Source organism: Grimontia sp. SpTr1 (assembly GCF_947387585.1).
Lineage (GTDB): Bacteria > Pseudomonadota > Gammaproteobacteria > Enterobacterales > Vibrionaceae > Enterovibrio > Enterovibrio indicus.
In genome coordinates this window covers 460,692-485,951 of record NZ_CANDOD010000002.1, presented here as the reverse complement: position 1 = coordinate 485,951, position 25,260 = coordinate 460,692, and the positions used below count along the sequence as shown (strand labels likewise).

The window sequence follows — 25,260 nt, the reverse complement described above, 5'->3', positions numbered from 1 at the left end:
ACCCCTTCTTTATCTCAGTCTATTCATAAGACGCTAAAAGTTTACTTGCCGAAACTTCTGATTGTCACATTCTATCTCCTACACTACCCCACCCTATCAACACAAAAAAGCCGCTCGTAGGGAGCGGCGAATAGATACCCGTTTGATTGGGTGTTTGAGTTACATCGTTTTTATAATGCTAGCTCTGACGTCAGGAAGGCGATCATTTCGTCTTCCGTATTCATCGTTTTCAGGGTGTTTCTGAAATTCTCGTGGATCAGTTTGCGGGCAAGGCCGGAGAAGATGCGCATATGCTGGTCACCCTGATTTTTGTTCAGGGTCAGCATGATCACAAACTCTACTTCGCCGTCTTCTTCATCGCTCCAACGCACCGGTTTGTTCAGGCGGGCAATAGAAATCGACGAATGAACAATGTTGTCTGATTTGGTATGCGGAATCGCAAAGCCATTACCCAGACCGGTCGTGAAGACTTCTTCACGCGCCCAGATATCGGCTTCCAACTCTCCCACCAAATTGGTGCGGCCTTGAATACCAAGGTTGCCCACCAGCGTTTGAATGGCTTCTTCCTTAGAGTTGAAATCGCAATCCAACAGCACACATTCGGTGGCTAGCAGTGGCTTGTCTTCCTGAGAGCGGCTAAACGCTTCCAGCAAATGCTCCACTTCTTCGATAGTCGCGCAGTTGCAAGCCTGAATGAAAAGCTCACGGCAAAGCTGGGCATCCAGTTGGCTCAATTGCGCCTTGGTGGTCGCAATGCTTGGCGCTGCCATGCTGAGCTCGTCCAATCCAGCACCCACCAACAGTGGCAACACTTTCTTGTTAGCGCCTAATTCGCCACATAGGCCCACCCATTTGTTGTGCGCGTGTGCGCCACTGACCACAGCTTCCAGCAGACGCAGGAACGACGGGGCCAAGCTGTTATAGAGCTTCGCGACGTTGTCGTTGTCACGGTCAACCGCAAGCAGGTATTGGGTCATGTCATTGGAGCCAATGCTGAAGAAATCTACTTCCTTACAGAATTGATCCATGATGAAGGCGACAGACGGAATTTCGACCATGATGCCAAGTTCGAACTCACCATAAGCCACACCATCTTGTTCCATTTGCGCTTTGACTGCGTTGATCTGCGCTTTCACCCAACGGATCTCTTCGATGCTTTGAATCATCGGGATCATCACCTTGGTTTTACCAAACGGTGCGGCGCGCAAAATGGCGCGGATTTGGGTGTGGAACAGGCTGATAAATTGCGGATAGATACGCACGGCACGATAGCCGAGGAACGGGTTATGCTCATGTGGCAGGTTCAGGTATTCGATAGGCTTGTCGCCGCCGATGTCCATAGTGCGGATAATCACTGGCTTGCCTTCTGCCGCTTCCAGCACCGTTTTGTAAGCGTGGAATTGCTCATCTTCGTCTGGTGCCGTCGCGCGGTCCATAAACAGCATTTCAGTGCGGAACAAGCCGATACCCTCAGCGCCTTTGGCGAAAGCCGGCTCAGCTTCAACGGTACAAGCAATGTTCGCGGCGATTTCAATCTCTTTGCCGTCACGGGTTTTACCGGAAAGATGAGTAAATGCACCCTCTTTCGCTGCCATTTGCTCGGCGAGCCAGATGGTGCGTTCAAAGTAGGTCGCTACATGCTCAGACGGTGTCAGCGCCACCACACCCAAGCTGCCATCCAGATAAATCAATTCACCTTCCTGCGCAGCACATTCCGCCACTGCCACACCGGAAACCGCGGGAATGTTAAATGCGCGGGCAAGAATAATAGTGTGAGAGGTAGAGCCTGCCTGCGTCAGGATTAAGCCTTTCAAGTGTTCACGATCCAGACCCAGGAACTGGCTTGGCGTTAGATCGTTTGCGATAACAATCGAAGGCTCAGTCAGCGCAAATTCCGTTGAGATATTCATCTCAGGGTGGGCAGCGATCAGCAGTTGAAGTGCGATGTCTTTGATATCCAAAACACGCTCTTTGAGGTAGTCAGAACTAGATTGCAACAGGCTTTCACAAATCACATCTACCGCAAGAATAATCGCCTTCGCCAGCGTTTCGCCTTGCTCAATAAATGTCATCACAGAATGGTTCAGCGCTTCGTCTTTCAGAATGCTCAGGTGCGCTTCGATAATCGCTTTTTCCTGACCAGATGCGCTTTCAGCCTGATCCAGAAGCTTCTCCGTCACCAAGGTTTTCGCGTGCTCAAACGTCATTGCTGATACCGCACTGTCGAACAGTGACAGTTCCACTTCGCTGTATCGAATCAGTTTGCCCTTGCCAATGCCTGCCGACAGACGTTTCGCATTCACCAGTGTCGGGTTATGACGCATCAGCGATTGTGGCAGCGTCACCTCGCCTTCATCCATCACCACCAATTCTTCATCGCAATGCGGGAATTCGTTGTGAAGGTATTTCGCCAGCACATCGAACGCGGCGTCTGCGTCTTCACCTTCAATCAGCATGGAACAAGGGTCATTGAGTAGCGTGTCAGTACCCACTAACGACAGAACGCTTTTCGCTGAACCTTCGTTATTGTTGCGCAGGTTTTTCAACGTAATGGTGCTTTTGAACTGGTTACACACTGCTTCAAGATGATTTGCAGGGCGGGCATGAATGCCGTTTGGCAGCTCACAGGTAAATGCGACTTCTTTTTTCATTTTGTTCACTTAAATTTTTTCAAAAGGGCAATAGGGTGATTGATGGCTTCCTGCACCGAGGTGATGGTCAGCGTCTTCCCGGCATAGCGGTCGCTTTCAGAAGGAGTAATTTCGGTAGCCAACAAGATGTGATCCGCGGAATCAAACTCGCGTTCGGAGATTTTGTTTTCGATGCCCATCGCGCCCTGGGTTTCGACTTTTATTTGAATATTCAGGGTACGTGCCGCTTCAACCAGTCGGTCGGCAGCCATATAGCAATGGGCGATACCTGTGTGGCAGGCAGTGATGGCAACAACTTTCATAGCATGGCTTTTTGTTTGATTCGGATGCCCTCATGCTATGCCTTTCACACCCGTTCAAACAGATGAAATAACTAACATTTACTGGACAAAAGTCGCATGCGAATCGATGTGTGAAATGCATCACCAAGCCGAAAAATCCGTTCGCTCCCCTGCCCGTTCTGGAAAAAAGCGACATTGATTCCGTTCTTCGGCACTCAGCGATTTTTCCACTTCAGTATTAGCAATCGCTCATCAAGTCGCATCTGTGATATCCCTTCCACCGCCATTCGTTACGATACTTGGTGTATAGCGGCGTTACGACGGCCGCATCAGGAAGAAAATAATTCAACAAGGACGTGGCGATAATCAACGACATAGGTATCACCATGGACTTTTCCAAACCCAAGCGCCCTGTCGATAGGGTGTTTTTGCATTGCAGTGCCAGCGATTCAGAGGCACACGACAACATTGAAACCATGCGAAGATGGCATCTTGAAAGAGGATGGCGGGATGTGGGCTATCACTATTTCATCCGAAAGAGTGGCGAGTTGGAGGCTGGCCGCTCATTGGAAGAGGTACCTGCCGCACAACAAGGCCACAATACCGGTTCGATAGCGATTTGCCTGCATGGTTTAAAGCAGGAAAAATTCACCAAAGCCCAGTTCGAGCGGCTCATCGCACTTTGTCGGGAAATCGACAAAGCCTATGAAAACCAACTTACCTTCCACGGACACTGTGAGGTTTCAGCCAAAACCTGCCCGGCGTTTGACTATAAAACCGTGTTGGGATTAACCGAATCAGGAGACAGAAAAAACGCGCCAGCAAGTGAGCCGCAGCGGGTTGAGCAGCCCATTCTTGAACTCACCGCCAAAGGTGCCGCTGTTGCTCACCTTCAAGCGCTACTTAATGAAAAGCTGCAAATAGACCTCACCATCGACGGTCATTTTGGCCAACTCACCAAAGCGGCAGTAATTTCATTTCAGCGAAAGAAAGGACTGATTGACGACGGCACGGTTGGCCGAAGAACGTGGGAGGAGTTGCTTGCTTAAATTGAAATCGCCCAACATGTCGTTGGGCGACTTGCAAACTCAGCGAATTTGCTTCGCAAGTGTTTGATAGCCGTTGTAAATGCGCGAGCCAGTGGTAAACCAACACATGGCACCGAACACACAGGCAATCATCACGAAATGTGCAGGGAATAGACACATCAGCATAAAGCAAAGAATCGTCTCTGAACCTTCGGTCAATCCCGTCATGTAATACAGTGATTTGTTGCTGTAAACCGGGTCATCAATCCCCTGCTTGCTCGCCATGATCGCAAACGCCAGAAAGCTGCTTCCCGTGCCAATGAAAGAGAAGATCAGGAAAGCGCCCGCCACGGCATTCACGTCTGGGTTAGCCAGAATAAAGCCAAATGGCACCAGTGAGTAGAACAGGAAATCGAGGCTGATATCCAGAAACCCACCGGCGTCGGTAATGCCCTGAATCCGCGCCAACGCGCCGTCCAATCCATCCATCATTCGGTTGATCATGATGAAAATCAGCGCCAGTTCGTACTGCTGCATAGCCAGCGCTGGCAAAGCCAGAAATCCGATGCAAAAGCCTGCCAAAGTCACCTGATTGGCAGAAACGCCCATCTCATCGACCATCTCAGCAAACATCGCCAGCGGGCGCTTAACCACTTTAATGCCAAAACTATCAAGCATGTTGACGCTCCTGTTGTGCAGCATGCCAAGGCCAGTTCAGAAGCTGACTGCCTTGAGGAATATCTTCGAGATCATGCGTCACCATCAACGCGGGAATATGGGCCTCTTTCAGCTGCTCAACCACCCAATCGCGGAACTGGCTGCGCAAGGTTTTATCCAGTTTGCTGAAGGGTTCATCCAGCAGCGCCACTTTGGGTTTTGCTAACAACATTCGGGTCAGGCTGACACGGGCCCGTTGCCCGCCGGAGATCTGGTCTGGAAACGAGTTCGCCAGCTGTGCCAGCGAGATGTTTTTCAATGCCTGCATCGCACGTCCTTTGCGTTCCGCGCCTTTAATGGCGTCCGGCAAGGAAAACGCCAGATTTTCCCAAACAGACAGGTGTGGAAACAGTAAGTCATCCTGAAACAGAATGCCGACTTCGCGCTTGTGCGCTGCCATGCCATCAAGCTTGATGCCATTCAATTTGATGCAGCCGGAATATTCGAATTCATCTGACAGGTGACCTGCAACGGCATCCAACAAAGTGGATTTACCGCAACCGCTTGGTCCCATCAGGCACAGCACTTCGCCCTTTTCTACACACATGTTCAGCGATGAAAACAGCACCTCACCAGAGGATTTACGAATGGCGAGGTTTTCGAGACATAAGCTCATTGTGAAACAACTCTTTGATTGGTTTGCGGCGAAGCGTTAACTGCAAACGGCTTGTCAGGATCGCCAGCGAGAAGAACAGGAACGGCAGCAATGCCTGCCAAATAGCGTAAATCGCCGTGACACGACGATCGAAGCCGCTGGAAAGGGCCACAGCTTCCGTAGTCAATGTGGTAATGCGTCCTGCTCCCAGCACCAGTGTCGGCAGATACTGCGCCAGACTAACGCTGATACCGATTGCCCAAGCGAACAGAATCGCGGGCAACAGGATGGGCATTTTCACTTTAAGCCAGACGCGGAGTGGCGATTTACCCAGACTCAACGCCGCGCGGGTTAAACGCTCGTCGTAGCTGCGCCAAGGGCCGTCCAGCGAAAGATAAACATACGGGAAAGCAAAGAACAGATGCGCCCAGCAGACCCAGAAAAAGTGTGCGTCGCCATTCACGTACAGCGTGGCAACCTGCATGCCAAACAGGATGGAAAGCTGCGGTACCAGCATAGGCACAGCAATGATGTAACCCGGCACCTGAATGCGGTGACGCAGGCGGTATTCGTGCGCCAGTAACGCCATCAACAAAGCCAGCGAAGCAGAAATCAACGCAATGACAATGCTCTGCTCAATCGAGCCAAGAATGGAATCCCACTCATGTTCCCAGAAGCGCAGACTGTATCGACTTGGCAGTAAATCCGGAAAGCGCCAGCGCTGCGCCACGCTCCAGATTAACATCAGCGGGATCATCGAAATCGAAAGTATCAGCATCCCCGCAAACAGGGTTTTTCCCGGTAACGCAAACCCTGTACGCCCTGAATATTGCCATTGCTTGAAGCCTTGGGTGACCGCCCATTCAATCAGACGCGCAACACCAATAAGCACAAGGGAGATCGCCAGCAACACCACAGCGCCTGCCGACGCGCGCGGTAGCAGCGCTAAGTCAGGATCGTTAAACCATTGCCACACCAACACCGCAAAGGTTGGCGGGTTGGTCGGGCCGATGATCAATGCCACATCCACCACTGACAAACCATAAGCCATCACCGCCAGCAGCGGAAAACGCAGCTTGGACAGCCACTGTGGGAACACGCATTTCCACCAGGCTTCCGCACGCGAATACCCCAGTGATGCGGCGACTTTTTCCACCCTGTTCACTTTCACCTGCTGGAGAATGGAAATACTCATCAACAGCAGGAATGGCACCTCTTTCAATGCCAGCATCAGGATTAAGCCCAGCGCGTGCGGGTCTTTGATCAGCAGCGCGAGATCAGACGCATTTGGATCAGCGCTAATGCCAACCACATCCAGCAAACGCATTCCCATCCCCGTTGGGGCAAACAGGAAGGCAAAGCCAATGGCAAAGGCCACATGCGGTACAGCCAGCAAAGGAGAAAGGGAGACCTCGACCTTACGCCAGAACCTAGTTCCCCAGGTTGCCTGCAGAATGGAAAATGTCAGCAAACATGCCAGATACGTGCTCGCTAATCCGGAATAGACCGTCATGCCAATCGAACGCCAAACGCCTTCCCAAGCGAACACTTTGGAAAATCCGTTCAGCGAGACGAGGTGCATGTCGAGCGGCGGAATGTAGCCCACTGAAGAGACAGCAACACCCGCCAACCCAAACAGGGTCGGCAGGACGCAAATAAGAAGAATGAACAGATAGCTCGCGCGTAACATCAAACCTAACTTCCGTAGCGTTGTAGCCACTCTTTTTCGATGGCACTTTGCCAGCTTGGGTGGGTTTCAGGCACTGATTTGAACGGTTTGTGTTCTTTCGCCGAACCAGAAAGGAATTCGGTTTTCAACACCGATGGGTCACCCCAAATATCGATATTGCCTTTGCGGGATTGCGCTTCAGGACACATCAAAAAGTTAATGACCACTAACGCCCCAGCCTTTGCATTGGCGTTCCATGGCACCGCCAGATAATGAATGTTCGACAGCGCGCCAAAGTCCATTGCATAAGCTTTGGTGCTTTCCGCAAGGTTACCCGTGGCATGGGCAGCGTAAACCGCGTTTGGGTTGAAAGTGATCGCCAGATCGATTTGACCATCATCCAGCAATTGCAGCGTTTCGGCTGTGCCTGCCGGGAATTGCTTACCGCCACGCCAAGCCACTTGATGGAACGCATCCAGATAGTCCCAAAGCGGTTTGGTCACAGCCGCATAATCTGTGTCAGAGGCTGATTTTTGCAGACGCGGATCGTTCGATGTCAGCTCAATCAGCAAAGACTTCAAAAAGCTGGTGCCGTGAAATTCCGGTGGTCGTGGGTACGTCAGTCGGTTTGGATTCGCCTGCGCATATTTCAGCATGTCCGCGTAAGAACGTGGCGGAGATGAAAGCTCTTCCTCGTCATAGATAAACACCAGTTGCCCCATGCCCCATGGCGCTTCCAGCCCTTCTGTTGGCTCGGAAAAATCCACGGTCACAGGCAGTGACTGATCCACGTACTGCCAGCTTGGTAAGTCTTCGACAAACGGGCCAAACAGCAGTTGGTTATCTTTGAGGGATTTGAAGTTTTCGCCGTTAATCCAGAGCATATCAACGCTGCCACCCTGATCTTTGCCTGCGGCTTTTTCTGCAATCAGGCGCGTGGTGGTTTCGGTAATGTCCGTCACTTTGACGTGATGAAGCGTGACATCGTAACGGCGCTTAAGCTCTTTTTTCGCCCAACCCAGGTAACGGTTAATTTCCTGATTACCGCCCCAGGCGTGGAAGTAAACATGCTGTCCGGCAGCCTCGGCTTCAATTTGCTGCCAGTTTTCGGTGCCCGTCGCAGACACAGAGAAAGAGGTGACCGCTAAAACAAGCGCGGTGAAAAGGTTTTTCATGGCATTTCTAGTTCGTTTAGTTAGGGTCTGTTGACCTTTGGTGATGATTTTTGCAGCAGTTTGTGGGGACTTTATACAAGGCAGAGGCTTCGACATGTAGCTGGCCTACATGAGAAGCCGATAACGCAGTAGAAAGTCCCCACAAACGCTGCCCAAAGGGTTCTGCTCTAAGCGTTTTATGCTTTGTTGAGGTGTATTTGCTTAGAATGACTAGGCGGCACACACCTCGCCGCGCCTAAAACGCTTATAGCGAGAACAAAATTTAACCACCAAAGATCAACAGACCCTAGGGCTTTGAAAAGCAAAAAATCGTCCCCAGCCAAAAAGACGGAGGACGATACATTCACTTCATGGATATGCGCAAGCTTATTTAGACAGTTCCGCCATATCGATGCCTTTTTTCTTCGCGATGTATTTCGGGATCAGAGACATGCCGAACAGCACCAGACCCGCAACCGCGAATTTCACCAGCAACATTGCCGACACGCCGTTAGTCGCGATATCACCCGCCATGTAAGCGAAGATGAAAGCGCCAGGTGCCATAGTGATCATTGAAACCAGCGCGAAAGTGCTCAGGCTCAGACCAGTCAGGCCGTATGCGTAGTTTTGCAGGCTGAATGGGAACACTGGAACCAGACGGGTCAGGATCAGGAAGCTGGTACCATTTTGCGCAACACCGTCATCAATTTTCTTGAAGATTGGGTTGGTGCCAAACTTTTTCATGATGGTGCCACGTAGCAGGAAGCGAGCGACAACAAACGCTGCAGACGCACCCACAGTTGCAGCTACCAGTGCCAGAATACCGCCTTGAACCGGGCCAAATACAATACCCGCTACAATGGTGAACGCACTGCCTGGCAGCATGAAGATACAGGCGAAAACGTAAGCAATCAGGAATACCACGTAACCCATTGCACCGAAGCTTGCGATCCAAGCTTGCAGGCTTTGGATGTCAGTGATGATTTCCAGAATGCCGCTTTGTTTCGCTGCAAACAGAACAGCGGCGATAACCGCAACGATCAGACCGATTTTTAGAAATTTCATGAGTATTTACCCGAAAAATAAAGAATTCTGCTTTTTCCTGAAGAAGGCGTTCGGCCTTGAATGTGCGCTTTTTGTTTGCCTGATACGAGGGCTCCCGTTAGGCCCAGACGCATCCTAAAAGCACACCGAACGACTTCTTAAGGCAAGAAACTCGCCGGGCGAAACTGCAGGAGACAACTGCGTATCGCTCAACACCCGGCGGCTTCTTAATTCACACTGACATGCACTTAATCAGGCCAGCTTTTGACTTGTAGCGGTTGAACCAAGCTTTAGCAGGGTTAGCCAGTACGTTCACTGGTGGCGCAGTATCTTGCATCACAACCGGACCAAACATCAGATCCAGAATGTGCCAAGACTTGGTGCCCACACCCATCATGGATGCACGACATGCGGCGCAGTAAACCACCACGTGGTCAGTTTCAAATTCATCAACACGACGCTGAACCACACGGGTTGCCACATCAGGGTTAGCCGGTACAACCATGCCACCGAAGCCACAGCAGCGCGTATTTTCGCGGGTGTGTTCTGGCTCAGCGGTTTTGTAGCCCAGCTCGTTCAGGATCCAACGGATACCGTCTTGCAGTTCTTTCTCGTAGCGGGTTGAGCAAGAATCGTGAATGGTGAATACCACGTCGCTGTCTTTTGCTTTGCCCACCAGCTCTTTTGGCAGACCGATTTTCGGCAGCAATTTCCACAGAGAAACAGGCTTTTGCGTACCACCAGATTTCTTGATCATGCCGTAGCAGCTTTGGCACGCCACGATCACTTCGTCTGCTTGTAGCTTGTCAAAGTCAGCTTGCAGCTGGCCGTAACGCTCTTTGAATTTGTCTGCCTGACCAATCGCTGCAGTTGGCTTACCACAACATTTCTGAACTGCACCCATTTCCGGGAACACGTTTTTCAGGTGTTGTGCAATCGCCGCGACACCTTCTGGCGAGTAGGATGGCAGGCTGCATCCTGGCATGAATACTTTATTGGTCATTTTGTGGTTACCGCGCGTTTAGCCATTGTGAAGAATTTCGAGAAGCCCAGCTTCTGGTGCATGTTGATTGCCTTGTGGCCTTTCATTGGCGATTCGCCATTGTTCGCATTAACGAAGTCAACACGGGCGCCAAGGAAGATATCCTTCATTGGGTAATCTTTAGGACAAACGATGGTGCACTGGTCACAGGCGTTACAGGAGTAAGCCAGCAGTGGATCCATCTCTTTGTTGTTGACGAAGTCACTGAACAGGGTCTTCGGACAGTCGCCGAAGTCGTTCATCATGATGCACTCGCTCATACACAGTTTGCAGGTACACTGCAGACAGCGGCTTGATTCCTGCTTGATTTGCTCTTGGGTGAAACCAAGGTCAACCTGAGCGAAATCGCGCTTGCGTACTTCGGCATCACGCAGTTCACCGTGCAGACGAGGTACGTCGGTAGTGCCTTTAGGCAATGGAATGTCCAGACGAGACTTGTAGCTGTACTCTTCCTGGAAATCGCGGCCTTCTTCCAGAGGACGACCCGCGAACTGACGCTCGATACTCATGGCGGCTTTACGGCCCAGTGCCATCGCTTCAATCACGATGTTACCGCCAGCGGCGTCACCAGCGACGTAAACACCTTCCAGCGAAGTTGCCAGCGTGTCTTTGTCGACCACGTAGCGACCGCCACGGGTAGTTTCCAGCGCGCCGTCAGTGATGTCTGCCACCAGCTGACCGGTTGCGAATACCACAGTGTCGACTTCGATCGTGCGGGTTTCATCGCTGTAGCTTGGTGCGAAGTTGCCGTTTTCGTCGAAGATAGACAGCACGCGACGCAGGGTAATTGAGGTCACTTTACCGTCTTTCTCTTCGATAGAGATTGGACCCCAGCCAGCGTTGAAGACCACGCCTTCTTCCAGCGATTCTTCGATTTCAACATGGCTTGCTGGCAGTTTTTCCATCGCTTCCAGAGAGCATTGGTAAACTTCATCAGCACCGATACGCCATGATGAACGTGCACAGTCCATCGCTACGTCACCACCGCCGATCACCATCACTCGTTTGCCTGCGCGGGGGAATGCACGGGTTTCAGAGATTTCTTTCAGGTATTCAACCGCAGAGAATACGCCTTCAGACTGGTGACCAGGCAGCGGGATGATGGAACCCACGTGCGCACCGTGTGCCAGAACCACTGCATCGTGTGTATTGCGCAGTTCTTCAAACGTGATGTCTTTACCGATTTCCACACCGAACTTGGTTTCGATGCCCAGCATATCCAGGTAGCTGTATTCAAAATCGATAACATGGCGTGGCAGACGGTACTCAGGAATACCTACACGCATCATGCCGCCGTACACGTCCATTTTTTCGAAGATAGTGACGTCGTGACCTTTGCGGCGAAGTTCAATTGCCGCCTGTGCACCCGCAGGGCCAGCACCGATGATCGCGATTTTCTTGCCAGTTGGATTCAGAACCGCCAGATCCCAGTTCTCTTTGTTATCCATTTTTTCTGCAACGAAGCGTTTGATGCCCGCCACGCTGATGCCCTGACCGTATTCAGTCTGGCGACGACATGCCTGCTCACACGGGTGCGCACAGATGCGACCCAGCGTTTGTGGCAGGAACAGTTTGCCGCGGATCACGTCCAGTGCTTCTTGATACTTGCCTTCGCCCGCCAGACGCACGTACTGCTTAACGTCAGTGTGCATTGGACATGCAGTTTGGCATGCTGGGTCTGCATCACCCATACAGCCGTCTACTACGCGTTGTGCCGCGTCGTAGAGCTTTTGACTAAAAATGACATTGTTCATTGTTGTTATGATTCCGGTATATGTAATTCTTTTGGCACCTACTCAGACGCAGTGCTCAAGTGCGTCTGGGTAAGTCATTGATTAGCTTTTCTTCGCACCGCTTTGCACTGGAATATCCGCACGATTTTGTTCGTAGTGCGCGTAGCTGTACTCAATCCAAGAACCGTCGTAGTTGTAGACGTCTTGTGCACCCAGAACTTCTTCCAGAACCATCATGGTGTGTGCAGAACGAACGCCTGATTGACAGTAGGCAATCACTTTCTTGCCTTTAATCACGTCGCCGTACAGGGCTTGCAGTTCTTCTGCAGATTTCAGTGTGGTGTCGTCGTTCAGCGCTTTGGTCCAGTTAATGTGAACACTGCCAGGGATAGTGCCCGGGCCAAACGCGCCAGATACTGTGGTGCTGCCATCAAATTCCGCGGTGCCGCGGGTATCCAGAATCACCCAGTCAGCGGTGTTTTGCGCTGCCAGAACCATATCCAGCGTTGCCAGTGCCGACTCTTCGCTTTGTGGCGCAGGGGCTTTGTACTGAGATGCAGTCACCGTTGGGTTTGCATTGCCTGTTGGGAAGCCTTCGCCAATCCACGCATTCAGGCCGCCATCCAGGTAACGCACATCTTCATGGCCCAGGTTTTTGATTTGCCAGAACAGGCGGGCTGCATCGTGGTGAGAGTTCGCAGCATAAACCACAATGGTGGTTTCCGGTGTTGCACCGTAGCTGCTCAGCAGGGATTCCATTTCTTCGACAGAGTTGCGCATGCCGTCAAACTCATACGCTTCTTTCGCTGCAGAGTAATCAGGACGCCACATTGAGAATGAACCTTCGATAGGTGCATCTGGCTTCATCGGGTTCAGCGCGCCGATCACAACCACATCCAGATCGCGATCCATCATCTGCTTCACTTCCTGTGCAGAAACGAACGCTTCTGGGTTCGCGTACTCAGCAAATTTCTGCTCTAACACTTCAGCGCTTACCTGAACCGCTTCTGCACCGAACATGCTGGTGTAGCCGACATATCCTGCTGCCAGAACAGCAGCGACAACGCCGATTGCAACTGTCGATTTTTTCATCGTGAAATTCCCAAGATTATTAAAAATTTTTCTGCCTTCTCAGGGGCAAAAGGAAATCAATAACGGGATGCTGAATACTCGGCTTTATGATTCGTTTTAAGTGCCAATCTTACTGCCAGCATCGCGCTCAAAATGCGTTGGGTTGACCGCTCCAGGTCAGTAGCACGGATTGTGTGTGAAGGAAGGTTTGCGGGATATTGTGGTTTACCACAATAGTGCGAAATATTTGATCTAAAGCAACATAAAACATAGGGTTTTCTAGGGTAGAATGCGTGCCACTCGCCTCCTTGTTGTGTCGTTTTCATTTGAACGAATATCTCCAACGATTTACCCCGCTACTCGGCATAAAAGCTGTCTTTCTCTATACCGTCAGCATGTGCTGCTTTTGCGTATGTCCCGCACAAGCTGAAGTGCTCCAGCATTATGATGTCGGTGTGTTAGCGCTTCGTGGCGATCAGCATGCTGAGCAATCCTGGCGGCCAACACTGGATTGGCTGGAAGACACCATTCCGAATACCGAGTTCACCCTTCATACCTACGACTTTGAAGAGTTGGATGAAGCCTTCGAGCACAACCAGTTGGATTTCCTACTGACCAGTCCGGGACAGGCCACGCGCATTGCACGGCAATATCCGCTGAACTGGCTCGCCACCCAAAAAACTCCATACAGCAGCAACCTCACCCACTCCATTGCTTCTGTTGCTGTGGTGCGCAGCGACTCGCCGTATCTTGCCCTTCGCGATATTGAATATGCCCGCGTCGGTGCCGTTTCCGAAAAAGCGTTTGGTGGCTTTCTGGCGCTCCGCTATGAAATTGAAAGACGTAATGTGTTTGGCAGTAGCTTCTTTAAGCGGGTGAAATTCTATGGCCCACCAACAGATAACATTCTGCTAAGTGTGATTGACAACGATTTAGATGTCGCGGTGCTGCCTGCCTGTACGCTGGAAAGCATGATTAGAGAAGGCCGCATCGAGCGGCATAAAGTACGAGTACTTGAAGGCAAGCGTCCGAATGACTCGATCTGTACGGTGACTACCCCGCTCTATCCAAACTGGACGTTTGCCAAAACGGAGCGCGCTTCTGACAGCATTGGCAAGTTGGTCACCCAGTCACTGCTTTCGATGCATGAAAGTGCTTACGCCGCAGAGGCTGCGGGTAATGTAGGGTGGACGCTGCCAGCAAGCCCAGTCAAAGTCGACCATGTGCTGCACCAACTCGACATGCACCCCTTACAGCGCACCTGGCAGGAAGGATTCATGAAATGGCTGGATCGTAATCAGGTACTCGCCTTCGCCACCTTCATCGTTTTCTTGCTGATGAACATCTATCACTTCTGGCTGGAATACCGATTCAAGCGCAGTAAAGATGACCTCAAGAAAACACTCTATGAACTCAAAGAGAGAAATGAACAACTGGAGCATGCCCAGCGCACCATGATTGTCAGCGAGCTTGGCAGCAGCATTGCCCATGAGATCAACCAGCCGCTTTCTACCATTAAAAACTACTCCGAAGGTTTGCAGCGCCGTATTGCCCAAGGCATGACACCGGATGAAATGTCACCTTTTCTTGGGAAAATAGAACAACAGGTGACGGTCGCCAGTGGCATTATCCAGCGCTTGCGTGGCTTGATAAAGCAGACACCGACAGACTATGTCACCTGCGATCCGATCTTCTTTGTCAAAGAGTCGATTTCACTGATTGAATACGACTTTCAGGCGCAAAAAATCGCACTCAATCTGATTGTTGAAGGCAAACCAATCCATGGCGAATTCGATGTCATTGGCATGCAGCAGGTGATGATCAATCTGCTGAAAAACGCCAAAGATGCCTGCGTGGCAAGTCTGGATTACCAAGTCTCGCCGACCGTCACTATTGAGCTCTTGTATGGCACCCATGAAGTGGTTATCCGGGTTCAGGACAACGGCATCGGCCTTGCGGCAAGCGAGACCGAAGTGAAGAAGCCTTTCTATACCACCAAAGAAGATGGCCTGGGCCTTGGTTTACCTATCTGCCGTGAAGTCGTCGAAGCCCATCGCGGACATTTTATTATTCAGGCTGCACGCCCGGTTGGCTGTGAAGTCACTGTGGTGCTGCCAATCAAACGAGAACAAGAATAAATGAACAAAGGCCCGGTATTTATTGTTGATGATGAAGATGCAGTCCGCGAGTCACTGGTCTTTATGTTGGAAAGCTATGGCTTGGTGCTAAAGGATTTCGCCTCTGGCCCTGCGTTTTTGGAAAGCGTCGATATTTCGGCGCCGGGCTGCCTCGTACTCGACAGCCGGATGCCAGAAATGCGCGGTCAGGAGCTACAGCAGATCCTCAACGACGCACAAAGCCCACTCTCTATCATCTTCCTGACAGGTCATGGCGACGTACCCATGGCAGTTGATGCCCTCAAAGACGGTGCAGTGGATTTCTTCCAAAAACCGGTCGACGGTGATCGCTTGGTGGCGGCGATTGAAAAAGCTCTCGCCCACTCTTTCCAGCGTGTTGGGCACGTTTGTGTCGAAAAGAAATACAACAGCCTGACTGAACGTGAAAAAGAAGTACTGAGAGAAGTGCTGAAAGGCCAGACCAACCAGCAAATGTCGAAGACTCTGTGTGTCTCTCTGCGCACCATTGAAGTTCACCGCGCAAACATGATGAAGAAGTTTGAAGCAAGCAATGTGGCAGATTTAGTGCTGCGGTTAAGTACGCTGATTCAGCAAGGGAAAATTTAGCCCACCACAAAAGGCGAAGTGCAGAATCGCGGGGGAATGCGAAACTGCACTTCAGGGGGAACCTATTGGCATTTAAATGCCGTTTGATTCGTTTTAATTAGAGAGCGCGACTTTCATCTGCTCGGCAACTTTGTCGACTTTACCCAACCCGACGACCACTTGCAGGCCACCTTTGCCGATTGGAATCACACCTGCCGCGCCAAGTTGTTTCAGTTTCTCACTGTCTGCCAGTCCAGAGTCTTTCACTGTCAGGCGAAGACGGGTCACACAGTTGTCTACTTCCAGAATATTCTCTGCACCGCCAATGGCTGCAATGTAGTCGTTAGTCAGTTGGCCAATTTCTTCTTTCGTTTCTTCTTTTGAAGCACCTTCTCCACGACCCGGCGTTTTCAGGTTGAACTTCAGAATCGCAAAGCGGAAGGTGAAGTAGTACACCGCGAAGAACACCAGACCTTGAGCAATCAACATGTACCACTGGGTTGCAAGTGGGTTCTGGCTAGACAGTACGAAGTCTACGAAACCTGCTGAGAAACCAAATCCTGCCATCCATTCCATGCTTGCTGCGATGTAGAGCGAGATACCCGTCAGCACAGCGTGAATAAAGTAAAGTGCCGGTGCCAGGAACATGAAGCTGAACTCAAGCGGCTCTGTGATACCTGTGAAGAATGACGCCATGGCTGCTGCAATCATGATAGAGAATGTCGCGCCTTTGTTTTCCGCATCTGCACAGTGGTACATCGCCAGAGCTGCTGCCGGTAGACCGAACATCATGATTGGGAAGAAGCCCGCTTGATACATACCGGTTTTGCCAGGGATCGCCGTACCGTCAGCAATAGACTGCGCGCCACCCAGGAAGTTAGGGATGTCGTTAATGCCGACCACATCAAACCAGAACACTGGGTACAGCGCGTGGTGCATGCCGATGGTCAATGTCAGGCGGTTAAAGAAGCCGAATAAGCCCGCACCCAGTGCATCCAGCGCGACAAGATGGTTACCGAAAACAACCAGTGCGTTGTAAACCATAGGCCAGACATAGAGCAGTACAAACGCAATCGCCATACCTGCAATCGAGGTCAGGATAGGCACCAGACGTTTACCGCTGAAAAACGCGAGTGCTTTTGGCAGTTCAACGGTGTGGTAGCGGTTATAGATCTCCGCGGAGATGATACCGACCAAAATACCAATGAACTGGTTGTTGATCTTACCGAAGGCATCCGGCACTTCACTGGCTGTTATGCCCATCAATTGGCTTACAGCGCCAGGAGAAAGGAGCGTCGTAACGACCATAAAGCAGATAAAACCCGCCATGGCTGCAGCGCCGTTTTTATCTTTACTCAAACCGAATGCGACACCGATGGCGAACAGCACAGCCATGTTGTCGATGATGGCGCCGCCGGATTTGATTAATAGCGCCGCCATGACACTTTCTGAACCCCAACCCACCGGATCAATCCAGTACCCGACGCCCATTAAAATTGCTGCGGCAGGAAGAGTGGCAACGGGTACCATCAATGCCTTACCGACTTTCTGCATATATCCCAAGATATTCATCTAAGCCCCCAAGCTTTATTCAATAAAATTCTTAATCCCCCGCATGATTGTGATGCTGTCGTTATTGGCTTGTTTTCGCTGCTTCACAATCAGTGCTTTAGGCCTATTTGACGATTAAACCCGCTTGCAAACAAACCAATCCGACGCCATCATGAATTAATATTTTTAATGCATAAGAGCGTTAACAGAAAAACGATGGCGAACCTTCAATCCCTGCTTGGCAATCTCCATACCTTCAATGTGGCTGCAAGAACATTGAGCTTTACCGAAGCGGCAAAACTTCTGCACTTAACGCAAGGCGCTGTCAGCCATCGCATCAAGGTGTTGGAGCAGGAACTGGGGTTCAATTTGTTTGTTCGCGGCACGCGAAAGCTGACGCTGACAGAGGAAGGGAGACGGTTTCAGGGCACACTGGCGAGCTCACTGAACAACATTTTCAGTGAAATTGATGATATTCGGCATACGGAACTGAGCGGTGACCTGACCATTGCAACCTCACCTGGTATTGCCTACGAATGGCTTATTCCAAGGCTGGCAGATTTCAAAGCCAAGTACCCTAAATTCAATTTGAAGGTGATGACGCAAGAGCTCGAACTGGACTTCGAGACCAACAATATTGACGTCGCGCTTTACTACGGGGCATCAGAAAGACCCGATGTCTACCGCATTAAAATGTTTGATGAGCGTTATGTGCCTGTCTGCACACCGACATACGCTAAAGAGAACCATCTCTTTGAGGATGGAATGAATTCTCTTTCCCGAGTGAATTTCCTCTACGCTTCCACATCGACAGTCTGGTCACGATGGGCAAAGCACCACAAAGTGGATATCGACATCGCCAAACAATGTTGCGTTTTCACACACCAAGACATGGCTGTGTTCAGCGCAAGAAAAGGATTGGGGGTCGCAATGGGTAGATACCGATTCGTCAAAGACGCACTGGAAAGTGGCGAACTGGTTTCTCCTTATCCCGGAATGGAGACTCACAAAACCCATGATCTACTCTGCCCGCTTGGCTCAGAGAAAAGACCCAAGGTGCGGACGTTCCTTAATTGGGCGACCGGTCAAATTGATCAAACGAACTAACAAGAAGCTCATATATTAGGAATAAAATCACGTTCGAGGACGTCCTCGATCGTGTTCTAGGACGCACCAACACTGATCTCAGCACATACTGGCTCCAATTTCATGGTTTAAGGAGCCACAAGGTGAAATCCATTAATTTACTCGTTATCTTGTTCACGTTCGTCCTAAATTCTGCCTTTGCAGCGAATGTTGGGTTTGAGCAATTATCGCTTGAAGATAACGCATCAAGACCACTGAATGTTTCCATCTGGTACCCAACAGTTCAAACGTCACCAAAAACCGTGATTGCCGAAAATCCCGCTTTTGTTGGTACTGAAGTGATCAAAGCGGCAACGCTAGATGCGAGAAAAGCGCCTGTTGTTTTGCTCTCTCATGGCTATCGTGGAAGCTGGCGAAATCTCAATTGGCTGGCGACTGAGCTTGCTAAACGTGGTTACGTGGTGGCCGCTACTGATCACCCCGGTACAACAACTTTTGATCAATCTGCATCTCAAGCCGCGCAATGGTGGCAAAGACCAAGAGATATTTCCCGCTTGCTGAGTTTTCTGCTGACTGACTCAAAGTGGAGTAATGCTTTGGACGCGGACAACATTTCCGCTATCGGCCACTCTTTGGGGGGATGGACGGTGATGCAGTTGGCAGGCATTGAAATTGATAGAAACGAATTGAAAAAACAATGCCAGCTCATCTTTAATCCAAGAACGTGCGGACTGGCAAAAGAGCTGGGGCTTGATAAGACTCAGCCAAAGGAGCCGGAAACCAACTCGCTTAAAGATACACGTATCAAACGTGTCGTCAGTTTGGACTTGGGTTTAGCGCGCGGATTTTCTGTTCAGAGTATGACTGAAACGCTAACACCGACGCTCATTCTCGCTGCAGGAATCGACATAGGCGATTTGCCACAAGCTATGGAGTCAGGCTATTTGGCTGAACATTTACCTTTGTCGACGAGACACTACAAGGTGTATGAGGAAGCCACCCATTTCAGTTTCATGCAGCGATGTAAGACAGGTGCTATCGACCTGCTGGAACAGGAACACAAAGGCGATGGCATTATCTGTAAGGATGGATTCGGCACCCGGCGCGAAGCACTGCATGCCGACATGTTGGAGGATATCCTTTGGTTTCTTGAGTAACTCATACAGGAATCAAACGGTGCCGCTTCGAAATTCGCTGGGCGTTTTTTCGGTGATTCGCAAAAACTCTCGGTTGAAATTAGATTTAGTCTGAAAGCCCGCAGCAAGATAGATCTCAGTGATCGCCAAGTCGCTGTTTTTCAGCAGAGACTTGGCGTGCTCAATCCGATAGCGGTTGATTGCGCGGGAGATATTCTCCCCACAAACCTGATTCACCGATGAAGAGATTTTTCTCCCCGGAATACCCAGTTTCCTTGCCAGCTTATTTAACGTCAGATCAGGGTCTTTAAACAGCTCCCTTTGCTCCATCATCTCATCCAATTTCGCGACAACCGATTGCGCCTCATCATTCTCGTCAGTGATGGATTCAGGTTCGCGCTCCACTTCAGAATTCAAGTCATTGAGGGCCAACTCAGCGGCATTCGCCTCAAACACTTCTGCTTCATGAACTTGTTCTTGGGAGGGCACACTTCCGTCAACAATCACCACCAGCATACCCATGACAGGTATCAGTATTAGATAGCTGAACGTCAGAATGAAGCCCGTGTGCTCAGCACCAAACACGACAAAGTCATAGGAGATTGCCCCATCAATGAATGCAGAAAACAGTAAAAGTGCACCCGCAACTCTTTCGGAATAACTTGTCTGATTTGTGTCGCTGAGCCTTACCTTGTCTGCGGTGCTGAAAGAAAGAGACAGTAACCACACACCATAGACTAGATACAAAATCACCAGCAATACATCTGTCAGCCCCAACCATAGATATGGATAACTGGCAGAGGACAATGCCACCAACCCAGGACCAATCCAGTGAACGTTACTAAGAGGCTTGTTCGAGTGTGCATGAGAGAAACACCGCCATGCCACGACAGGAAGGCACGCTCCTAACATAGGTTGCATCGTGCGGAAGAAACTAATATCCGTCGTCCACCTCAAACCCACGACCGCGGTCGCAGCAGCACACAGAACCAAAAACCAGAAAGCACGGTTTGACTGGTGGTGTGAACGATTGAAAATGATCGCCGCACCGAAGAGCAACATCAACGACGCCACAAATGGCAAAGGAATAGAGAGCATTTTTGTCCTTTAAATTCAGCTCGCACAATGAGAGGGATTCGTTCGTCACTTAGAAATAATGCGCGATGTCCAGATACCGACTGCGGATATGTTCGATCAACGCCTTCACCTTGGTCGGAGGCTGTCGGGTAAACGGATACACGGCATAGATGCCGAGCTTCTTACCCACTTGCTCAGGAAGAATATCAATCAGCGTCCCTTCCAACAGGTCGTGGTAAACCAAACAGCGCGGCACATAAGCTATGCCATAGCCGCCCAGTGCAGCTTTGCGAAGTGCAGTAGCATTGTCAGTGGAGAAACTGCCGGACACTTTGACGATGTAGTTACCTTTACTCGCCTTGAATTCCCAGTCCGACGCCCCCGTGGTTTGATACGCGTATTGAAGACAATTGTGGTCCACCAATGCTTCAGGTGTGACGGGTTTTCCGTGCTGGGCAATGTATTGCGGCGAAGCACAAACTATCCATTGGGAATCAAGAAAATGGCGGGCAATCAGGCTTGAATCTTCGAGATATCCCGTGCGGATAACCAAGTCATAACCACCTTCAATCAGGTCGACGAATTTGTTGTCGAGCGACATATCAACCGTCAGGCCAGGGTTTTGGTGACAGAACTCTGCTACTGCATCTGCCAGTAGCAAATCACCGGAAATGGTTGGCACCGACATCTTGATATGCCCTGTGATGTTTTCGCCAAACCCCACGACAGAATCGACCGCTTCTTGGGTAGCCTGTTTGACGTTTTTAGCCCCCTGCAAGAGGGCTTTTCCCGCTTCTGTCAGTGTGAGCTTGCGAGTAGTACGGTAGAGAAGCTGAACGCCTAATTCTTCTTCTAAACGCGCAACACGTTTACTGACAACGGAGTTTGTCAGGCTGTTTTGTTCGGCAGCTTTACTAAAGCTGCCCAGCTCAACCACTTGGGAAAAGAGAATCAGATCATCCGCGCGCACAGCATTCACTCACTCTGAGAAACAATTAAGACCATTATTTCTTTTTCTTAGAGAAAGTAAACGACCACGTTCTAGGGGCTGTTGACCTTTGGTGGTTAAATTTTGTTCTAGCCATAAGCGTTTTAGGCGCGGCGAGGTGTGTGCCGCCTAGTCATTCTAAGCAAATACACCTCAACAAAGCATAAAACGCTTAGGGCAGAACCCTTCGGGCAGCGTTTGTGGGGAATTTCTGCTGCGTTATCGGCTTCTCATGTAGGCCAGCTACACATCGAAACCTCTGCCTTGCATAAAATCCCCACAAACTGCTGCAAAAATCATCACCAAAGGTCAACAGCCCCTATGATCAGAACAACCGACGCTTGAGACCAGTTTTCTCCAGTACTCGGGTGGAGATTTCTTCAACCGACAATGAGGTGGTGTTGATATAAGGAATCGCTTCACGACGAAACAAAGATTCAATCGTTGCGATCTCCTGTTCACACTGCTCGCTGCTGGCGTATTCACTGCCTGAAAGCCGGTTCTGACGGATCTGGGTCAGACGCTCTGGCTCTATCGTCAGCCCAAACAACTTGTGACGCTGGAACTCGAATTCCGGCAATAAACGCAGCATTTTCATGTCTTCCGCGATAAACGGATAGTTCACCACACGAAGGCCGAATTGCATCGCCATGTAAAGGCTGGTCGGGGTTTTACCGCTGCGCGAAACACCCAGCAGAATGATGTCGGCTTTATCCAGGTCTTTTAGAGAAATGCCGTCATCGTGCGCCAAGGTGTATTCAATCGCCGAAATACGGTCAAAGTAGGTGTCTGAATCTTTGCTGACACTGCGGGAACGTTGAAGTTTTGGCTTGGGCTCGATTTGTGTGTCTTCTGCCACACGCTGGACGATACTTTCCAGAACATCGTAGAAAAATGCTGGCGCCTGCAGCAGTTGATCACGCATGGCGGGGACGACCATGGAGAAGAAAACCAGCGGTTTTACCCCATGTTTATCGTGGGATTGTTGGATCTGTTTAACCAAATCCGCCACTTTGTCTTCAGACTCGACAAAAGGGAAGGTTTTCTCGTTTGGGACAAAGGAAAACTGGCCCAAAACAACATGCCCTAATGTCTCGCATGTGATGGCTGTCCCGTCCGAGACATAAAAGACGTCTCGGGTTTGAATTTCTGTGTGCTTCAAAGGTTAATCTGCTCGCAAAATTTTATTAGGATACAAACATAACAATAACAACAAATGGTCAGCCATTAACGTTTGCTCAGCTTTTGAAACCCATAGCGTTTTTTTAGCCCAAACTTAAGGTTTACCGCCCAAAACCCAATACAAAAACTGCATAGTTTCTGGAGAAAGACATGCAAAAGAACACCCTCTGGTTCGATACCCTGTCCATGGATGATGTTGACAAGGTCGGCGGCAAAAACGCTTCACTGGGCGAAATGGTTTCCAACCTCGCCAATGTTGGCGTTTCTGTCCCGAATGGGTTTGCGACCACTTCGTTTGCGTTTAACCAGTTTCTTGATTACGAAGGTCTGGATGATCGTATTCACCAAGTGCTCGATGAACTGGATATTGAAGATGTTGAAGCCCTACGCAAAGCCGGTTCCCAAATTCGACAATGGGTACTGGATGCCCCCTTCCCTGCTGATTTAGAACAGGATATCCGAAACAATTACGAAATGCTGGTAGACGGAAATTCGGAGCTTTCCGTTGCTGTGCGTTCATCTGCGACTGCCGAGGATTTGCCGGATGCATCCTTTGCAGGTCAGCAGGAAACCTTCCTGAACGTCAAAGGCATTGATGCCGTGCTTGAGGCAACCAAGCACGTATTCGCCTCATTGTTTAATGACCGCGCCATTTCTTACCGTGTGCATCAAGGCTTTGATCACCGTGGTATCTCTCTGTCTGCGGGCATTCAGCGCATGGTGCGTTCAGACAAAGCTTCATCTGGCGTGATGTTCACGCTGGACACCGAATCAGGCTTCGATCAGGTGGTGTTTATCACTTCCTCATGGGGTCTTGGTGAAATGGTGGTGCAAGGTGCGGTGAACCCTGATGAGTTCTACGTGCACAAGCCACTGCTGGAAGCGGGTCACCCTGCGGTAGTAAAACGCACTTTCGGCTCCAAGCTGATCAAGATGATTTACGCCGACAGTCAGGTAATTGGTAAGCAGGTTGAAATCATCGACACCTCAGCAGAGGAACAAAGCCAGTTCTCGCTGAACGACGATGAAATCGCAGAGCTTGCCAAGCAAGCGATGATCATCGAGAAACACTACAAGCGTCCAATGGACATTGAGTGGGCAAAAGACGGCATCGACGGAAAGCTGTATATCGTCCAGGCGCGTCCTGAAACGGTTTGCTCGCAGAAGCAAGGCAACGTGATTGAACGTTACGAGCTGAGCGCAAAAGCAGGTGTCTTGGTGGAAGGTCGCGCTATCGGTCAGCGTATCGGCAACGGTAGTGTCCGTATCGTGAAATCACTGGATGAAATGTCACTGGTACAGGACGGCGATGTACTGGTTACTGACATGACTGACCCTGATTGGGAACCGGTGATGAAGAAAGCTTCTGCGATTGTCACCAACCGCGGCGGCCGTACCTGTCACGCAGCAATTATCGCCCGTGAGCTTGGTATTCCAGCTATCGTTGGTTGTGGCGACGCCACCAGCAAACTGAGTGATGGTGCGGAAGTGACTATCTCTTGTGCTGAAGGTGAAACCGGTTACGTTTACGAAGGTAAGCTCGACTTTGCGGTCAGCCAAACTGCAGTAGACGAACTGCCAATGCTACCGACCAAAGTAATGATGAATGTGGGTAACCCGGATCGTGCATTCGATTTCGCCCAAATTCCGAACGAAGGTGTCGGTCTTGCCCGTCTTGAATTCATCATCAACAAGATGATTGGTATTCACCCGAAAGCCCTGCTGAACTTTGACGCACAAAGCGACGAGCTGAAAGCAACCATCAATGAACGCATTCGCGGCTACAAAGATCCGGTCGATTTCTATGTCAGCAAACTGACCGAAGGGATCGCGACCATTGGTGCCGCTTTCTGGCCGAAGCGCGTCATCGTGCGTATGTCAGACTTCAAATCGAACGAATACAGCAACCTGATTGGTGGCAGCGAGTTCGAACCCCATGAAGAAAATCCAATGTTGGGCTTCCGTGGTGCTTCACGTTACATCTCGCCAGTGTTTGAAGATTGCTTCGAGTTGGAAACTCAGGCCATCAAACGCGTGCGTGACGAGATGGGTCTGAAGAACGTTGAAATCATGATCCCATTTGTTCGTACCACAGGTGAAGCGGCAGAAGTGAACGATCTTCTGGCGAAGCACAACCTGCGCCGTGGCGAGCAGGGTCTGAAAGTCATCATGATGTGTGAACTGCCATCCAATGCGGTATTGGCGGAAGACTTCCTGAAGTACTTTGATGGCTTCTCAATTGGTTCAAACGATATGACCCAATTAACGCTCGGCCTTGACCGTGATTCCGGTGATGTCGCGCATCTGTTTGATGAGCGCAACCCAGCGGTGAAAGCCATGCTGAAGATGGCGATTGATGCCGCCACCAAAGCAGGTAAATACGTGGGTATTTGTGGTCAGGGACCTTCTGATCACGATGACTTGGCGCAATGGCTGATGGATCAGGGTATCAGCTCTGTTTCCCTCAACCCGGATACCGTGGTTGATACCTGGATGAAACTTGGCAAGGTTGCTAACAAGTCCTGATTCATC

At 50.4% G+C, this 25,260-nt stretch carries 20 protein-coding genes; 6 read left to right on the top strand and 14 right to left on the bottom strand.

Annotation, left to right across the window (positions count from 1 at the left end; all coding sequences use genetic code 11):
• Positions 1 to 170: 170 nt before the first annotated feature.
• Both ptsP and QL223_RS06385 read right to left on the bottom strand, forming a co-directional pair.
• The gene (gene ptsP / locus QL223_RS06390; protein ID WP_281544232.1) at positions 171 to 2,651 is read right to left on the bottom strand and encodes a phosphoenolpyruvate--protein phosphotransferase; all 2,481 of its coding nucleotides are present in this window, start codon (positions 2,649 to 2,651) and stop codon (positions 171 to 173) included.
• A gap of 5 nt (positions 2,652 to 2,656) precedes the next feature.
• Positions 2,657 to 2,953, bottom strand: a complete 297-nt coding sequence (locus QL223_RS06385) for a fructose PTS transporter subunit IIB (RefSeq protein WP_002538525.1) — start codon at positions 2,951 to 2,953, stop codon at positions 2,657 to 2,659.
• A gap of 365 nt (positions 2,954 to 3,318) precedes the next feature.
• On the opposite strand from QL223_RS06385, the gene QL223_RS06380 reads away from it, so the two are divergent.
• Positions 3,319 to 3,981 carry a peptidoglycan-binding domain-containing protein gene (locus QL223_RS06380; protein ID WP_281544231.1) on the top strand — a complete coding sequence of 221 codons (663 nt, stop codon included), beginning with the start codon at positions 3,319 to 3,321 and terminating at the stop codon, positions 3,979 to 3,981.
• 39 nt (positions 3,982 to 4,020) lie between these two features.
• On the opposite strand, the gene QL223_RS06375 is transcribed toward QL223_RS06380, so the two are convergent.
• The 8 genes from QL223_RS06375 to QL223_RS06340 all read right to left on the bottom strand — a co-directional run bounded on the left by QL223_RS06375 (position 4,021) and on the right by QL223_RS06340 (position 13,006).
• Positions 4,021 to 4,638: a CDP-alcohol phosphatidyltransferase family protein gene (locus tag QL223_RS06375; RefSeq protein WP_281544230.1), complete on the bottom strand. Its 618-nt coding sequence runs from the start codon at positions 4,636 to 4,638 to the stop codon at positions 4,021 to 4,023.
• Positions 4,631 to 5,293: an ATP-binding cassette domain-containing protein gene (locus tag QL223_RS06370; RefSeq protein WP_281544229.1), complete on the bottom strand. Its 663-nt coding sequence runs from the start codon at positions 5,291 to 5,293 to the stop codon at positions 4,631 to 4,633. The genes QL223_RS06375 and QL223_RS06370 overlap by 8 nt, the downstream gene beginning before the upstream one ends.
• The gene (locus QL223_RS06365) at positions 5,259 to 6,962 is read right to left on the bottom strand and encodes a thiamine ABC transporter permease (RefSeq protein WP_281544275.1); all 1,704 of its coding nucleotides are present in this window, start codon (positions 6,960 to 6,962) and stop codon (positions 5,259 to 5,261) included. Before QL223_RS06365 ends, QL223_RS06370 begins: the two co-directional genes overlap by 35 nt.
• A 5-nt stretch (positions 6,963 to 6,967) precedes the next feature.
• A complete protein-coding gene (locus tag QL223_RS06360) occupies positions 6,968 to 8,116 on the bottom strand; it encodes an ABC transporter substrate-binding protein (protein WP_281544228.1) in 1,149 nt (382 codons plus the stop codon).
• A gap of 366 nt (positions 8,117 to 8,482) precedes the next feature.
• Positions 8,483 to 9,160, bottom strand: coding sequence for a TVP38/TMEM64 family protein (locus QL223_RS06355; protein ID WP_002538533.1), 678 nt, complete (start codon positions 9,158 to 9,160; stop codon positions 8,483 to 8,485).
• Between the two features lie 211 nt (positions 9,161 to 9,371).
• Positions 9,372 to 10,142 carry a (Fe-S)-binding protein gene (locus QL223_RS06350; RefSeq protein ID WP_062662459.1) on the bottom strand — a complete coding sequence of 257 codons (771 nt, stop codon included), beginning with the start codon at positions 10,140 to 10,142 and terminating at the stop codon, positions 9,372 to 9,374.
• Positions 10,139 to 11,935, bottom strand: a complete 1,797-nt coding sequence (locus tag QL223_RS06345) for an FAD-dependent oxidoreductase (RefSeq protein WP_002538537.1) — start codon at positions 11,933 to 11,935, stop codon at positions 10,139 to 10,141. Before QL223_RS06345 ends, QL223_RS06350 begins: the two co-directional genes overlap by 4 nt.
• 81 nt (positions 11,936 to 12,016) lie before the next feature.
• Positions 12,017 to 13,006 (bottom strand): rhodanese-like domain-containing protein, encoded by a 990-nt coding sequence (locus QL223_RS06340; protein WP_281544227.1) that lies wholly within the window; start codon positions 13,004 to 13,006, stop codon positions 12,017 to 12,019.
• A gap of 410 nt (positions 13,007 to 13,416) precedes the next feature.
• Here QL223_RS06340 and QL223_RS06335 point away from each other — a divergent pair, with 410 nt between their 5' ends.
• A complete protein-coding gene (locus tag QL223_RS06335; RefSeq protein WP_281544226.1) occupies positions 13,417 to 15,123 on the top strand; it encodes a sensor histidine kinase in 1,707 nt (568 codons plus the stop codon).
• Entirely contained in the window at positions 15,124 to 15,729 is a 606-nt protein-coding gene (locus tag QL223_RS06330; protein WP_281544225.1) for a response regulator, read from the top strand.
• A gap of 93 nt (positions 15,730 to 15,822) precedes the next feature.
• On the opposite strand, the gene nagE is transcribed toward QL223_RS06330, so the two are convergent.
• Positions 15,823 to 17,280, bottom strand: coding sequence for an N-acetylglucosamine-specific PTS transporter subunit IIBC (nagE, locus tag QL223_RS06325; RefSeq protein WP_281544224.1), 1,458 nt, complete (start codon positions 17,278 to 17,280; stop codon positions 15,823 to 15,825).
• Positions 17,281 to 17,475: 195 nt separating this feature from the next.
• On the opposite strand from nagE, the gene QL223_RS06320 reads away from it, so the two are divergent.
• Positions 17,476 to 18,366 carry a LysR substrate-binding domain-containing protein gene (locus QL223_RS06320; protein WP_281544223.1) on the top strand — a complete coding sequence of 297 codons (891 nt, stop codon included), beginning with the start codon at positions 17,476 to 17,478 and terminating at the stop codon, positions 18,364 to 18,366.
• 122 nt (positions 18,367 to 18,488) lie between these two features.
• Positions 18,489 to 19,502 (top strand): alpha/beta fold hydrolase, encoded by a 1,014-nt coding sequence (locus tag QL223_RS06315; RefSeq protein ID WP_281544222.1) that lies wholly within the window; start codon positions 18,489 to 18,491, stop codon positions 19,500 to 19,502.
• A 12-nt stretch (positions 19,503 to 19,514) separates the two neighbouring features.
• On the opposite strand, the gene QL223_RS06310 is transcribed toward QL223_RS06315, so the two are convergent.
• The 3 genes from QL223_RS06310 to QL223_RS06300 all read right to left on the bottom strand — a co-directional run bounded on the left by QL223_RS06310 (position 19,515) and on the right by QL223_RS06300 (position 22,708).
• Positions 19,515 to 20,579, bottom strand: coding sequence for an AraC family transcriptional regulator (locus tag QL223_RS06310; protein WP_281544221.1), 1,065 nt, complete (start codon positions 20,577 to 20,579; stop codon positions 19,515 to 19,517).
• A 49-nt stretch (positions 20,580 to 20,628) separates the two neighbouring features.
• On the bottom strand, positions 20,629 to 21,528 hold the full coding sequence (locus QL223_RS06305; protein ID WP_002538551.1) for a LysR family transcriptional regulator: 900 nt from the start codon (positions 21,526 to 21,528) through the stop codon (positions 20,629 to 20,631).
• Positions 21,529 to 21,871: 343 nt separating this feature from the next.
• Positions 21,872 to 22,708, bottom strand: coding sequence for a pyruvate, water dikinase regulatory protein (locus tag QL223_RS06300; RefSeq protein ID WP_082111454.1), 837 nt, complete (start codon positions 22,706 to 22,708; stop codon positions 21,872 to 21,874).
• A gap of 170 nt (positions 22,709 to 22,878) precedes the next feature.
• Between QL223_RS06300 and ppsA the strand changes: the two genes are divergently transcribed.
• Positions 22,879 to 25,254: a phosphoenolpyruvate synthase gene (ppsA, locus tag QL223_RS06295; protein ID WP_281544220.1), complete on the top strand. Its 2,376-nt coding sequence runs from the start codon at positions 22,879 to 22,881 to the stop codon at positions 25,252 to 25,254.
• Positions 25,255 to 25,260: the final 6 nt, after the last annotated feature.

Coding starts and splice junctions, on each gene's coding strand:
- ptsP (WP_281544232.1), bottom strand. CDS start 2,651: ATGAAAAAAGAAGTCGCATTTACCTGTGAGCTGCCAAACGGCATTCAT.
- QL223_RS06385 (WP_002538525.1), bottom strand. CDS start 2,953: ATGAAAGTTGTTGCCATCACTGCCTGCCACACAGGTATCGCCCATTGC.
- QL223_RS06380 (WP_281544231.1), top strand. CDS start 3,319: ATGGACTTTTCCAAACCCAAGCGCCCTGTCGATAGGGTGTTTTTGCAT.
- QL223_RS06375 (WP_281544230.1), bottom strand. CDS start 4,638: ATGCTTGATAGTTTTGGCATTAAAGTGGTTAAGCGCCCGCTGGCGATG.
- QL223_RS06370 (WP_281544229.1), bottom strand. CDS start 5,293: ATGAGCTTATGTCTCGAAAACCTCGCCATTCGTAAATCCTCTGGTGAG.
- QL223_RS06365 (WP_281544275.1), bottom strand. CDS start 6,962: ATGTTACGCGCGAGCTATCTGTTCATTCTTCTTATTTGCGTCCTGCCG.
- QL223_RS06360 (WP_281544228.1), bottom strand. CDS start 8,116: ATGAAAAACCTTTTCACCGCGCTTGTTTTAGCGGTCACCTCTTTCTCT.
- QL223_RS06355 (WP_002538533.1), bottom strand. CDS start 9,160: ATGAAATTTCTAAAAATCGGTCTGATCGTTGCGGTTATCGCCGCTGTT.
- QL223_RS06350 (WP_062662459.1), bottom strand. CDS start 10,142: ATGACCAATAAAGTATTCATGCCAGGATGCAGCCTGCCATCCTACTCG.
- QL223_RS06345 (WP_002538537.1), bottom strand. CDS start 11,935: ATGAACAATGTCATTTTTAGTCAAAAGCTCTACGACGCGGCACAACGC.
- QL223_RS06340 (WP_281544227.1), bottom strand. CDS start 13,006: ATGAAAAAATCGACAGTTGCAATCGGCGTTGTCGCTGCTGTTCTGGCA.
- QL223_RS06330 (WP_281544225.1), top strand. CDS start 15,124: ATGAACAAAGGCCCGGTATTTATTGTTGATGATGAAGATGCAGTCCGC.
- nagE (WP_281544224.1), bottom strand. CDS start 17,280: ATGAATATCTTGGGATATATGCAGAAAGTCGGTAAGGCATTGATGGTA.
- QL223_RS06320 (WP_281544223.1), top strand. CDS start 17,476: ATGGCGAACCTTCAATCCCTGCTTGGCAATCTCCATACCTTCAATGTG.
- QL223_RS06310 (WP_281544221.1), bottom strand. CDS start 20,579: ATGCTCTCTATTCCTTTGCCATTTGTGGCGTCGTTGATGTTGCTCTTC.
- ppsA (WP_281544220.1), top strand. CDS start 22,879: ATGCAAAAGAACACCCTCTGGTTCGATACCCTGTCCATGGATGATGTT.